10 protein-coding genes are annotated in these 13412 nt (G+C 46.7%); all 10 read right to left on the bottom strand.

Translation table 11 applies throughout. The features are described from left to right. Nucleotides 1–22: 22 nt before the first annotated feature. The 10 genes from dnaE to ispC all read right to left on the bottom strand — a co-directional run bounded on the left by dnaE (nucleotide 23) and on the right by ispC (nucleotide 13373). Nucleotides 23–3499 carry a DNA polymerase III subunit alpha gene (gene dnaE / locus ACFFUV_RS00380; RefSeq protein ID WP_390188943.1) on the bottom strand — a complete coding sequence of 1159 codons (3477 nt, stop codon included), beginning with the start codon at nucleotides 3497–3499 and terminating at the stop codon, nucleotides 23–25. A 79-nt stretch (nucleotides 3500–3578) separates the two neighbouring features. Further along, on the bottom strand, nucleotides 3579–4196 hold the full coding sequence (rnhB, locus tag ACFFUV_RS00375) for a ribonuclease HII (RefSeq protein WP_390188942.1): 618 nt from the start codon (nucleotides 4194–4196) through the stop codon (nucleotides 3579–3581). 10 nt (nucleotides 4197–4206) lie between these two features. Beyond that, on the bottom strand, nucleotides 4207–5349 hold the full coding sequence (gene lpxB / locus ACFFUV_RS00370) for a lipid-A-disaccharide synthase (protein WP_390188941.1): 1143 nt from the start codon (nucleotides 5347–5349) through the stop codon (nucleotides 4207–4209). Between the two features lie 109 nt (nucleotides 5350–5458). Next, complete coding sequence (lpxA, locus tag ACFFUV_RS00365; protein ID WP_390188940.1) at nucleotides 5459–6247, bottom strand: acyl-ACP--UDP-N-acetylglucosamine O-acyltransferase; 789 nt, start codon at nucleotides 6245–6247, stop codon at nucleotides 5459–5461. A 1-nt stretch (nucleotide 6248) separates the two neighbouring features. After that, nucleotides 6249–6701, bottom strand: a complete 453-nt coding sequence (gene fabZ / locus ACFFUV_RS00360) for a 3-hydroxyacyl-ACP dehydratase FabZ (protein ID WP_390188938.1) — start codon at nucleotides 6699–6701, stop codon at nucleotides 6249–6251. 104 nt (nucleotides 6702–6805) lie between these two features. Then, a complete protein-coding gene (gene lpxD / locus ACFFUV_RS00355) occupies nucleotides 6806–7831 on the bottom strand; it encodes a UDP-3-O-(3-hydroxymyristoyl)glucosamine N-acyltransferase (protein ID WP_390188937.1) in 1026 nt (341 codons plus the stop codon). Between the two features lie 3 nt (nucleotides 7832–7834). Beyond that, complete coding sequence (locus tag ACFFUV_RS00350; protein WP_390188935.1) at nucleotides 7835–8344, bottom strand: OmpH/Skp family outer membrane protein; 510 nt, start codon at nucleotides 8342–8344, stop codon at nucleotides 7835–7837. Between the two features lie 14 nt (nucleotides 8345–8358). Continuing rightward, nucleotides 8359–10770, bottom strand: a complete 2412-nt coding sequence (gene bamA / locus ACFFUV_RS00345) for an outer membrane protein assembly factor BamA (protein ID WP_390188934.1) — start codon at nucleotides 10768–10770, stop codon at nucleotides 8359–8361. 39 nt (nucleotides 10771–10809) lie between these two features. Further along, nucleotides 10810–12168: a sigma E protease regulator RseP gene (rseP, locus tag ACFFUV_RS00340; RefSeq protein ID WP_390188933.1), complete on the bottom strand. Its 1359-nt coding sequence runs from the start codon at nucleotides 12166–12168 to the stop codon at nucleotides 10810–10812. Continuing rightward, nucleotides 12165–13373 (bottom strand): 1-deoxy-D-xylulose-5-phosphate reductoisomerase, encoded by a 1209-nt coding sequence (gene ispC, locus ACFFUV_RS00335; protein WP_390188932.1) that lies wholly within the window; start codon nucleotides 13371–13373, stop codon nucleotides 12165–12167. Before ispC ends, rseP begins: the two co-directional genes overlap by 4 nt. Nucleotides 13374–13412: the final 39 nt, after the last annotated feature.

Here is a 13412-nt window from a genome sequence, read left to right as displayed (position 1 = left end):
GCTATCTTTAATTGCGCCGAATTTAGTTAAATTCGAGTTCTACCTGGCTCTTACCAAGTAATTGCTTCAATTCGTCTAATAATGTATCGCTTGGCGTTACACGCCATTCGGTACCAAGCGTCAACCGCGCTCGCGCGTCGTTACGCTGATAATATACATTGACAGGTATCGTCCCTGCTTTATGAGGCTCCAATATTTGGCTAAAGCGCTCAAAAAATTGGTCATTTATCTGAGATTGATGGATAGAAACGGATAAACCTCTTGCGTATTTTTCTCGAGCATTGCCGAGATCCATCACCTCGCGGGCGGTCATTTTAAGACCGCCATTGAAATCATCAAAGCTGACCTGTCCAGAAACGACTAAAATTCTGTCTTTTTCAAGTAATTCTGCGTACCTATCTAAGGAATCGGAGAATAACATCACTTCCATACGACCACTGCGGTCATCTAATGTCATGATCCCAATGCGACTGCCTCGCTTGGTGGTCATGACACGTGCTGCAATCACTAAACCCGCCACCGTGACAGATTGATCGCGCCGAGTTGGCGTTGCGTCTTTTAGTCGACAACTGGTGTATTTAGTTAGTTCCTTGAGGTAAGCATTAATTGGGTGCCCCGTCAAATATAGCCCTAAAGTATCGCGCTCTCCTTCCAACCATACTTTTTCGGGCCATGGATCAACTTTGGTGTATTTGTTTTCCACTTCTTCCGGCGCTTCCGTCAACACACCAAACAAGTCGGTTTGACCAAAGGCTTCTGCTTGGTGGTGTTGGCTGGCAGCTTTGACGGCATCATCTAGTGAGGCCATCATCGCGGCGCGATGTGGGCCTAAACGGTCCAGCGCGCCAGCATAAATCAGCTTCTCGATAACTCGCTTATTGACTTTCTTAAGGTCAAGTCGCGCACAGAAATCAAACAAGTCTTTAAAGTGGCCATCTTTACGCGCTTCAAGGATGGCTTCGATAGGACCTTCACCCACCCCTTTGATCGCTCCGATGCCATAAACAATGGCTCCATTTTCATCCACATTAAAGCGATAGAGCCCCGAGTTAATATCCGGTGGTAAAACCGTGAGCTTCATGCGAATACACTCATCGACTAAGCCAACCACCTTCTCGGTGTTGTCCATATCCGCGGTCATCACGGCCGCCATGAACTCGGCCGGATAATGCGTTTTTAACCACAATGTTTGGTAAGAGACCAGAGCGTAAGCCGCCGAGTGCGATTTGTTAAATCCATAACCGGCAAATTTCTCTACCAAGTCAAAGATTTTGATCGCCAGTTCACCATCAATACCGTTCTTGATCGCGCCCTCTTCAAACGTCGCCCGCTGCTTGGCCATCTCTTCGGGCTTTTTCTTACCCATGGCACGACGTAACATATCCGCGCCGCCAAGCGTATACCCAGATAATACCTGAGCAATCTGCATCACCTGCTCTTGATAGAGGATGATGCCGTAAGTCGGATCCAATATCTCTTTCAACGACTCGTGTTGCCATTTTTCATCTGGGTAAGACACCGCTTCACGGCCGTGCTTACGGTCGATAAAGTTATCTACCATGCCCGATTGCAACGGGCCGGGACGAAACAGCGCTACCAACGCGATGATGTCTTCAAAACAGTCAGGTTGCAGACGCTTAATCAGCTCTTTCATGCCGCGCGATTCAAGCTGGAATACCGCCGTCGTCTCCGAGTTTTGCAGAATGTTAAACGAGGCTTTATCGGCTAAGTCAATCGCTTCAATGCGAACGGGCTCTTTACCTTCTCGCTCTAAACGCGGGTTAATTAACCCTAGCGCCCAGTCGATAATGGTCAGCGTACGCAGTCCCAAGAAGTCAAATTTAACCAAACCCGCGGTTTCGACATCGTTTTTGTCAAACTGCGTTACGGGGAAATGGCCTTCTGCATCGGCGTAAATTGGCGCAAAATCGGTAATGGTTGTTGGTGAAATCACGACCCCACCGGCGTGTTTACCAGCGTTTCGAGTACAGCCCTCAAGAATTCGACACATGTCGATAAGCTCTTTGACTTCTTCATCGGCGTCATAGAGCTCAGGGAGTGCAGGCTCGGCTTTAAACGCTTTTTCAAGCGTCATGCCCGGATCGGGTGGCACCAATTTAGAAATGCGGTCAACAAAGCCAAATGGATGCCCCAGCACGCGGCCAACATCGCGAATTACCGCTTTGGCCGCCATGGTACCAAAAGTAATGATCTGCGATACCGCGTCACGGCCGTACATTTCTGCTACGTGATCAATCACTCGGTCACGCTTATCCATACAGAAGTCGACGTCGAAATCGGGCATCGAAACCCGCTCTGGGTTCAGAAAACGTTCGAACAGCAGATCGTATTCCAACGGATCGAGGTCGGTGATTTTAAGCGCATAAGCCACCAGCGAACCTGCACCAGACCCTCGTCCTGGACCAACAGGAATGTCGTTATCTTTAGACCACTGGATAAACTCCATTACGATCAAGAAGTAACCGGGAAAACCCATGTTATTGATCACTTCAAGCTCAACTTGCAAACGCTCATCGTATTCAGGGCGCTTTTGCGCTCTGACTTCTGGATCTGGGAATAAAAATTCTAAACGCTCTTCGAGTCCTTCCAGTGACTTCTTGACTAAGAATTCGGTTTCTTCCATTCCTTCGGTTGGGAATGCAGGCAAAAAGTATTCGCCAAGACGCACAGTGACGTTACAGCGCTTAGCGATTTCTACACTGTTTTGCAGCGCTTCTGGAATGTCTTCAAACAGCTCGCACATTTCTTCTTCACTGCGAAGATACTGCTGGGGACTGTAGTTTTTAGGACGACGAGGATCTTCTAATGTGTATCCGTCATGAATAGCAACGCGAATTTCATGGGCATCAAATAATTCTTGATTCAAGAACACAACTTCATTCGTGGCCACAACAGGTAGACCAACTTCCTGCGCCAATTCCAAAGCAAAATGAAGGTAAGTTTCTTCATCACTGCGCCCGGTTCGCACCAACTCTAAATAATAACGGTCGGCAAAATGCGTTTGATAGAACTCAACACATTGTTCCACTAACCGCTGATTGCCTTTTAATAAAGCTCGCCCAACATCCCCATTTTTTGCACCAGAGAGTAATATCAGCCCTTGCGCATGCTCAATTAGCCAGGATTTATCGATCACGGGCTGATGCTGAATATGCCCGCGTAAATAGGCTTTTGAAATTAATAAAGTGAGGTTTTTATAGCCTTCATTATCAGCGGCTAAAATCGTCAGTCGAGTCAGTTCATCACCAAACTCTTCTGACTGAACAGCAAAGTCAGCGCCAATAATCGGCTTAATACCCTGTTTATGCGCATTGTCATAAAACTTCACCAAACCGCATAAGTTTGTAAAATCTGTCAATGCCATCGCGGGCATATTCAATTCAGCCACTTTACTCACCAAGGGCGGCACTTTGGATAGGCCGTCAACCATGGAAAAGTCACTATGAATGCGAAGATGGACAAACTTTGGGTCAGACATGGATAGGTTCCAAGTTAAGGAAATTAAAAACCAGCAAGGGCACTATTTTACGGAATTCGAGAAGGGAATAAAGGGCTGTTTAGTCCAGCCCTAATGCACGGCATACTGGTTTGAAGCTTTTGCGGTGCTGGTCAATCACGCCATGCTGCTCAATCGCTGCAAAATGCGCTTTGGTTGGGTAACCTTTATGTTGTGCGAAGCCAAATTGCGGATACAACGCATCCAATTCGTCCATTTCACTGTCACGAACCACTTTGGCGATAATGGAAGCAGCACTGATCTCCGCCACTCGCAGATCACCTTTGACCACGGCCAGGCCTGGAATTTCAAGCTCTGGTACACGGTTCCCATCAATTAAAGCAAAGTCCGGCTGAACATGAAGCCCAGCGATTGCACGCTGCATAGCCACCATGGTCGCCTGCAAAATATTCCACTGATCAATTTCTGCGGGAGAGCAACGTCCGACTGACCAAGCTAAAGCCTTTTGCTGAATTTCAGGAAACAACGCTAAGCGCTTTTTCTCAGACAACTTTTTAGAGTCGTTTAAACCTTCAATCGGCTGGGTTGGATCTAAAATAACCGCCGCCGTAACCACATCACCAACTAAGGGTCCGCGTCCCACTTCATCAACGCCAGCAAATAAGCGGTAGCCTAGTGGGTATTCAAATGGCGGTAGAACGAGTTTTTCTTTCGGCATGACACTCTCTTTATCGTTTGTCTATCAACGCAAGTACGGCTTGGGCAGCTTGTTTGTCAGCGTCCTTTCGAATCCAATGATGCATCTCAGTGAACTTGCTGAGCATGGTTTGGTTGTCAGAATCAAGCAACTGGCTGACTTCGCGAAATAGGTTTTCACCGGTGCATTCTTCTTGAAGCAGCTCTTTGACCAATTCACTGTCTGACAAAATATTGGGTAAGGATACATATTTGGTTTTTAGCATTCGACGCGCTAAGAAGGCGGTAACGGCGTTGACCCGATACCCAACGACCATTGGGCGTTTCAGAAGCATACACTCTAAAGCGACCGTTCCGGAGGCCAACATCACAGCATCTGATGCAGTAATCACATTGCGTGCAGTGTCATTCACCAATTCAAACTCAAGCTCAGGTGCAAACTCTTTCCAAGCTTGCTCAAACTGTTCGCGGCGTTTTTCATTCACCAAAGCGACCACAAAACCTAAGTCTGGATAGCGCTGTTTGAGCTGCTGGCAAGTTTCGATAAATGGCTGAGCCAACATTTTAAGTTCAGCGCCGCGGCTTCCCGGCAGTACGGCTAACCAACGTTTTTGACTATCCAACCCAAGGTGTTCACAGGCCTGCGCTTTATCTGACTGTAAAGGAATGGCATCAGCCAAGGTATGGCCAACAAACTCACAAGGTACATTGAATTTGTCGTAAAACGCTTTTTCAAAGGGCAAAAACGCAAGCACCAAATTTGTCGCCGCTGCAATCTTATGGATTCGCTTTTGACGCCATGCCCATACTGATGGGCTAACGTAGTGAACCGTTTTGATTCCGGCTTGCTTGAGATCTTTTTCCACGCGCAGGTTAAAGTCTGGCGCATCAATCCCCACGAACACATCCGGTGGATTAGCGGTGAAATAATCCACCAACTCAGCCTTGACTTTCAGTAAGCGAGGAAGGCGACCAAGCACTTCGACTAAGCCCATCACCGCGAGCTCTTCCATATCAAACAGGCTTTGACAGCCTTGGGCAATCATTTTAGGCCCACCAATGCCCACAAATTCAGCGTCTGGGTGAACTTGCTTAATCGCTCTGATAAAACCTTCACCTAAGGTGTCACCGGATAATTCTCCAGCAATAATACCGATGCGCAGTGGCTTATCCATAATAATCCTTGGTTGACATGAGCATTGTCGCTCACAATAAAATCGCTACATTAGATACAAAAAGATCGCCGCAATAGCGGCGATCTTCATCGCGAATCATTCCCGTTAATTAACGAATAATGCCGCGCTCTGTCGTCTCAAGCATGTGAATCATACGCTCGATCGACGCATGCTCTTTGGCCATTTCTTGAAGCGCTGGGATGGCTTCTGGCAGCGTTTTGCCTGAACGATAAATTTCTTTATACGCTTTCATCAAAGCGCGCAATTCCGCTTTCTCAAAGCCATTACGTTGCAAACCAACTTTGTTCAAACCAAATGGTGCCGCATGGTTACCTTGAGCCAATACATAAGGCAGCACATCCTGAACCACCGCAGAACAGCCACCAATATAGGCATAAGCCCCGACAGTACAAAACGGATGAATAGCTGACAGCGCCATCACACCGGCATAGTCATCTACAGTTACGTGACCACCCAAAATCGAATTGTTGCCGATATGCGTATGATTACCGACAATCACATCATGCGCGATGTGAGCATTCACACACAGCAAGTTATCATCACCAACCACGGTTTCACCACGGTCTTGAATTGTGCCGCGATGAATTTGTACTGCTTCACGGATGACGTTGCGATCACCAATCACCACCGTCGTATCTTCACCGCCGTATTTCTTATCTTGGTTCTCTTCACCAATAACGGCATGAGGAAAAATTCGGTTATCTTTACCTATCGTGGTGTGACCTTTGATCACCACGTGAGACATCACTTCAGTCCCCTCACCAATTTCAACGTTTGACGTGATATAGGTAAATGGTCCAACCGTTACATTAGCACCAATCTTAGCGCCATCTTCAACCACCGCTGCTGGGTGGATTTGAGCGGTTTCATGAATCATATTAAAACTCTCGGCGTGCACATTTTAATTCAGCAGAACAAACCACGTCACCATCGACTTTGGCTACGCAGCTAAACGCAGCGATGCCGCGACGCTCTTTAATAAATTGTACTTCAATAACCAGTTGATCACCTGGCGTGACTGGCTTACGGAATTTTGCGCCGTCAACACTGGCAAAATAGTAAAGCTCCTTACCAGAAGGCGCACCAAATGATTTAAATGCCAGTAGGCCCGTCGCTTGAGCCATAGCTTCAAGGATTAATACACCAGGAAAAACAGGTAACTGAGGGAAGTGGCCTGTAAATTGAGGCTCATTCACTGAAACGTTCTTAATCGCGTGAAGGTACTGTTCTTCTTGAAAATCAGTCACACGGTCAATCAGCAAAAATGGATAACGGTGAGGGAGGAGTTCCTGGATTTCAGAGATATCCATTGTTCTTTTTTCAGTAGTCAAAGTCGTAATCCTATATGAAAATTTAAAAACTTTGTAATGGCAGGCATTATAGACGAAAAAGGCCCGCGTTTCGCGAGCCTTTTAAAACAGAAATTGAATAAAGATTACGTTTTCTGTCCTAGCTGCTTTTCGATAGCCTTCAAGCGTTTATTCATTTCATCAATTCGATGAACGCGAGTTGCCGTCTTGCGCCACTCTTTATTCGGTTGAAGAGGAATACCCGATGAGTATACGCCTTTCTCTTCGATACTGCGCATCACCATACCCATACCGGTAATGGTTACGCCATCCGCAATCTCGATATGACCGTTAATCACCGATGCTCCACCGATAATGCAGTACTTACCTATGGTCGTACTACCAGCAACAATGGTACCACCAGCCATCGCGGTACCATATCCGATGTGCACGTTATGGGCGATTTGCATCTGGTTATCAAGAATCACGTTGTCTTCAATCACTGTATCATCAAGTGCGCCACGATCGATGGTGGTAGAGGCACCAATTTCCACGCGGTTACCAATGCGAACACTACCAAGCTGAGGAATTTTAATCCACTCACCACGTTCATTCGCATAACCAAACCCGTCAGAACCGATGACACTCCCCGCTTGTACTAAGCAGTCATCACCAATAATAACTTGATGGTAGATACTGACATTGGCCCAAAGTTTGGTGTTGTTTCCCAACTTGGCGCCTTTGCCGATAAAACAACCCGCACCGATAATGACGTTATCACCAAGCACGGCACCAGATTCGATCACCGCATTCGCGCCTACCGATACATTTGTACCGAGCGTGGCATCATCCGCAATCACGGCTGATGGCGAAATACCCGTTGCTGGATTCGGTGTCGTATCTAAAGCTTGTGCGACGCGTGCAAAGGCAACATAGGGATCAGCAACAACCAGTACGTTACCGCTAAATTGCTCTTTTTGAGCTTCTTTAACCATTACGACGGTAGCTTGGCACTGTTCAAGATGCTTTGCGTATTTAGGATTAGACAAAAAGGTCACATGACCTTTTTGCGCTTTATCCATTGGAGCGACCATGGAAACTTCTGCATTTTTGTCACCATGCAGCGTTCCCCCGGTAATTGTTGCCAGTTCGGCTAATGTCAATGTTGCCATAAGTTATTTTAATTCTTTGATTACTTTCTCGGAAAGGTTGTCTTCAGGCTTGCCGTATTGCATGGTCTGAATGTCGATCACCATATCATAACCGTCACGTTCTGCGACAGTTTTCACGGCTTTTTGAATCACTTGGAATAACTTGCCTTTCTCTTCAGCTTCGCGGCGTTTTGATGCTTGATCCAACGCTTGCGCTTTCACTTTGTACTTGCTATCCAGCTGACCGATTTCGATACGCAGTTTTTCAACTTGATCGTCATTCATCAACTCGCCATCACGCTTAAGCTTTTCGATCTTTGTTTTCGCTTGAGCTTGGATGGATTTTAGCTCATCAGCACGATCTTTGAATTCGCTTTGCATCTTTTGCAAAACCGCTTCGCGCTGCGGCAATGCCTGAAAAACTTGAGCTGTATTGATGTAACCAATTTTTTGAGCAGCGCTCGCAACATTAGCAAACAACATAGAACTCAAGACAACAAGGCTAACACCAGCCGCTTTGACGATTTTTTTCAAAATTAATTCCTCTTTTAGAAGGTTTTACCGATAGTGAAAGTGAAGAATTCCTCATCGTCACCTTTATATTTCTTGATAGGTCTTGCAATGGAGAAGACCAAAGGCCCCATTGGAGACATCCATTGCAATGCTGCACCATAGGATGCACGATAATTCATCGGATCAGAGTAATCATCGTAGTATTCATTACCATACGCAGCACTACCTTGATAATCAAATTCCGTATCCCAAACACTGGCCGCGTCTAAGAACACACTGGTACGAATTTGACTTCTTGCTTCATCCGATGCAAATGGCGTTGGAACAATCAGCTCCATACTTGCCAATGCGATGGCATTACCACCCACGGAATCATCCGTCGCTGACACACAGCCGTTGTTACCACAGCCGCCACTACGCGTCGTGTAGACGGCACGTGGGCCCGCACTGTTGGAGCTAAAGCCTCGTAGCGACGAGAAACCACCAGCGTAGTAGTTTTCATAGAACGGGAACAGGTTATCACTGTCACCCGATGTTCCATATCCATTACCGTAACCAACTCGACCACGCATCAACAAGGTAAACTCATGACCTTTGGTTAATGGGTAGTACTGACGCACATCATATTGCAATTTAAAGTACTGAGCATCAGAGCCCGGTACAGTCATTTTCGCAGAAGCGCGTTGGTAGTTACCAGCAGTTGGGAAATACCCTTTATTGAGGTTGTTTCGGGTCCATGACAGGTTAATATCGAAATCACTGGTAAGAATTTCGTTTTCATCGCCTTGGCCAATACTGATGGCAAACTGACGAGCCTGATCATAAGTTGGCACATTACCGATTCGGTTATGGGTATAACCAAGACCAAATTCTAAACGGTTAAGTTCATCGAACGGGAAACCCCACGTTAAATCTGCGCCATAGCTTTCATTGGTATAGTCGATGATACCCGCTTCGGATGCTTCGAATTCATTGTAGAAAATCTTGCCACCAAGGCTCACACCATCAAGGTTCCAGTATGGGTCACGATATTCTAAGCTGATGTTCTTTTGATAATCGTTGGTCATCGCGTTAATGCCAACTCGATTACCCGTTCCCATAAAGTTATCTTGTTGAAGGCCAACTTGGAAACTCACCCCAGATTCCGTGCCGTAACCAACACCGAAGTTAATGCTACCTGAGTTTGCTTCTTTAACGCTGTATACCAAATCAACCTGGTCATCGCTGCCTGGCACACGCACAGTTTGTACATCAACGGTTTCGAAAAAACCGAGACGGTTAAGGCGGTTTTTACCGGTATCAATCGCTTTTGAATTCAACCAGCTGCCTTCCATTTGGCGCATTTCACGGCGCAAAACTTCATCTTTCGTGACCGTGTTACCGACAAAACGAATGTCGCGAACGTAAATACGTTTTCCGGCTTCGACGTTGACCACCAAAGAAACCTCTTTGGTCTCTTCGTCAAATTCCGGCATGGTGCGAACTTGAGGGTAAGCGTAGCCGGCCTCCCCAAGAATGCGCTTTACGCCCTCTTCAAGATTGGTGACTTGTGAGCCATTGTAGGTATCGCCTTCTTCAAACGGCACCAAAGCTTCAAACTCATCGTTCTTACCGATCAATTCACCACGGAACTTGACGTCTTTAACTTTGTATTGCTCCCCTTCTTCCAGACCAAGCGTAATATAAACGCCCTTCTTGTCTGGTGAGATAGCAACTTGCGTAGAATCAACTTTAAATTTCAGGTAACCGCGATCCAGATAATACGATTTCAGCGCTTCAATATCGCCCGCAAGCACTTGCTTTTGATACTTGTCGTCAGACAGGAAGTTCCACCATGCGACATCAACATTAAGATTGAAACGGCTTAGTAGTTCGTCATCACTGAAGACTTCATTACCGATAAAGTTGATCTGTTGAATTTTAGCGGAAACACCTTCAGTGAACACAAACTTCAAATCAGCTCGGTTACGTGGAAGTGGGGTGACAACGGCTTTCACAGTCGCATTGTATTTACCCACGCTATAGTAGAAGTCTTCTAGCCCTTTTTCGATATTGGTCAAGGTGGTGCGATCAAGTGCCTCACCAACGCGAACACCCGAGGCATCAAGGTTTTCTTGCAACTGCTCTTCTTTGATCGCCTTATTGCCAGAGAACGAAACACTGGCAATGGTTGGACGCTCTTTAACTTGAACCACTAAGGTGTTGTTATCACGCAATACTTTAATATCTTCAAAGTTGCCTGAGTCATACAGCGCTTTAATGATTTCTGATACGTCGTTGTTATCTACCGTATCGCCCACACGTACGGGCATTTTTAGAAGCGCGGCGCCAAGAGCGACACGCTGCAAACCTTCAATTTTAATGTCTTGAACTACGAAGTCCTCGGCACCATGTGCTGATACACTGGTTGCTAGAAGCGTCGCAAGCAGAAGTTTTTTCATCGCCATATTTGTTTTAGTTATTCCTTACTACAACCTATGCCCTGCTTACAGGCGTGCAAAATCATTGAATATCGCAATTATCATCAGAGAAAAAATAATTGCACCACCTAAACGGTAACCCATCTCCTGCACCTTTTCGGAAACAGGACGTCGAATAACAGCCTCGACAGCGAAAAACAACAAATGACCGCCGTCTAGCATAGGTAATGGAACCAAATTGATAATACCGAGGTTCACACTGATTAAAGCGAGAAAACCTAGAAAATAAACCAACCCATAATCAGCCGTCGCTCCCGCGCCCTTGGCAATCGAGATAGGACCGCTGAGATTGTTCAGCCCAACATCCCCAACGACCAGCTTTTTCAACATGCTGACAGTTAAACCGATAATTTGACCGGTTTTATCTACCGCTTTGCCGACAGACTCAAGAACACCGTATTGCAGTTCAAAACGGTAATTCTCGGGCCACTCTGCCACCTCGGGAGCAATACCGGCAAAGCCGATAGATTCACCGTTTTTACCTGCCTTCTCAGCGGGCGTAAAGGTGATACTGCGTTGTTGACCATCGCGCTCAATCACCGTTTCTATCGGTGTGCTCGCGCTGGCTTGAATTTTTTGTACCACTTGTGGCCACGAAGTGATGGCAACGCCATCCATCTCGAGCAAAGTGTCGCCCGTTCGCAGCCCGGATTGGTAACCAGCCCCTTGCTCAGAAACCATCGCTAACTGCGTGGAAACTTCTGGCGTATAAGGTTTAAACCCCAACGCCTCCATAGCAGACTCGTTTTCTGGGTCAAAGTTCCAATCATGAAGATCGAGAACTTTAGTTTCTTCAATACCAATCCCATCAACAGGCACCACGGTTAACGTCATGCGGTCATCACCAATATGCGAAATAAGCTCCATATTGACTGACTCCCAATCCGAGGTTTTGACGCCAGAGACGGCTTTAAGTTCCATACCTGATGAGATTCCTGCTTGAGCAGAAATAGACGACGGCGCCACCTCACCGACAACGGGTTTGACCGCAGGGACACCGATAAGAAACACCAGCCAGTACGCAACAATGGCAAATAGAAAGTTAAAGATAGGCCCGGCGGACACAATCGCCGTTCTCTTCCACAAAGGTTTTTTATCAAAGGCAAATTGCTGCTGTTCAGGAGTAACATCATCCACTCGCCCATCAAGCATTTTGACAAAACCACCCAACGGAATCATCGAGATACTGTATTCAGTGCCATCCGCTGCGACTCGGCTCCAGAGCGATTTACCAAAACCGATGGAAAACTTCTCGACTTTCACGCCACATTTGCGTGCTACCCAGAAATGACCAAATTCATGAACAGCAACCAAAATGCTCAATGCGACAATAAAAGAAGCCAGGTTCCATAGAATGCCTGTCATAGTTTTCGTCCACTTATAATGTTACCCGCAATTAATCGAGCCATTCTATCCAGCTCAATTAAGCTTTCCAAGTCATGGTTTTGTAACTGAGTGTTCTGAGCGACAATTTGTGACATTACCTGCTCATTCACCACCGCAATATCGGTAAATCCAAGCTCGCGGTTAAGGAAAGCCGCAACCGCCACCTCATTAGCTGCGTTCAGCGCTGTAGTTGCATGTTGCCCTTCATAACACGCCTCTATGGCTAATTTAAGACAAGGATAACGGTTAAAATCCGGCTCAAGGAAAGTTAACTCACCAACTCGAGTGAAATCTAAAGGCTTTACGCCAGCCTCTACCCGCTGGGGATAAGCCATGGTTTGAGCGATCGGCGTTGCCATGTCGGGTTCCCCCATCTGCGCGATGACCGAACCATCTTTATACTGCACCATCGAGTGAATAACAGATTGAGGATGAATCAGCACTTTCAACTGCGACTGAGCGGCATTGAACAGCCATTTAGCTTCAATAAATTCGAGGCCTTTATTCATCATTGTCGCTGAGTCGACCGATATTTTCGGTCCCATCGACCAGTTCGGGTGGGCAATCGCCTGCTCAGGCGTAACACTGGCAAGCGTTTGAATGTCTGTGTAACGAAATGGACCGCCAGAGCCCGTTAATAAGATATGGTTAATCCCATGAGCACGTAAATCACAACGACCAAGCTGAGTTTGAATTTCACTAGGCAGACATTGGAAGATGGCATTGTGCTCACTATCGACGGGCAGCAGCTCGGCTCCGTACTGCTCAACCGCATCAATGAACAGTTGCCCAGACATGACCAGCGCTTCTTTATTCGCAAGTAACACACGCTTACCCGCTTTTACGGCGGCCATGGTTGGCAATAATCCAGCCGCGCCGACAATTGCGGCCATGACTGAATCGACTTCGTCTAGAGCAGCAACGTGGCACATGGCGTCAACGCCATAACTGACTTCGGTATGAATACCTAGATTGCGCAGCTTTAATGTCAGTTGCTGCGCCGCTTCTGCGCTTGACATCACCGCATATTGAGGCGACCAACGCTGACACAATTGCGCCATCTTCTCGACATTTTTCCCTGCCACTAATGCAACAACCGAAAAGGATTCTGGGTTTTGAGCAACGACTTTAAGCGTGCTTTCGCCTATCGACCCTGTCGCCCCAAGAATTGTTAACTTACGCATATAATATCAAACCGCTGATGTAATGGGCCTGTATGCTAC

Source organism: Vibrio olivae (assembly GCF_042428525.1).
GTDB classification, from domain to species: domain Bacteria; phylum Pseudomonadota; class Gammaproteobacteria; order Enterobacterales; family Vibrionaceae; genus Vibrio; species Vibrio olivae.
Note: the sequence above shows the minus strand (reverse complement) of the source record. Positions and strands in the feature narration are given on the sequence as shown.

What these genes read in the sequence shown, in the direction of transcription:
- lpxB (WP_390188941.1), bottom strand. Translation starts at nt 5,349, where the DNA reads ATGGATAAGCCACTGCGCATCGGTATTATTGCTGGAGAATTATCCGGT.
- lpxD (WP_390188937.1), bottom strand. Translation starts at nt 7,831, where the DNA reads ATGGCAACATTGACATTAGCCGAACTGGCAACAATTACCGGGGGAACG.
- ispC (WP_390188932.1), bottom strand. Translation starts at nt 13,373, where the DNA reads ATGCGTAAGTTAACAATTCTTGGGGCGACAGGGTCGATAGGCGAAAGC.
- lpxA (WP_390188940.1), bottom strand. Translation starts at nt 6,247, where the DNA reads ATGATTCATGAAACCGCTCAAATCCACCCAGCAGCGGTGGTTGAAGAT.
- dnaE (WP_390188943.1), bottom strand. Translation starts at nt 3,499, where the DNA reads ATGTCTGACCCAAAGTTTGTCCATCTTCGCATTCATAGTGACTTTTCC.
- bamA (WP_390188934.1), bottom strand. Translation starts at nt 10,770, where the DNA reads ATGGCGATGAAAAAACTTCTGCTTGCGACGCTTCTAGCAACCAGTGTA.
- rnhB (WP_390188942.1), bottom strand. Translation starts at nt 4,196, where the DNA reads ATGCCGAAAGAAAAACTCGTTCTACCGCCATTTGAATACCCACTAGGC.
- rseP (WP_390188933.1), bottom strand. Translation starts at nt 12,168, where the DNA reads ATGACAGGCATTCTATGGAACCTGGCTTCTTTTATTGTCGCATTGAGC.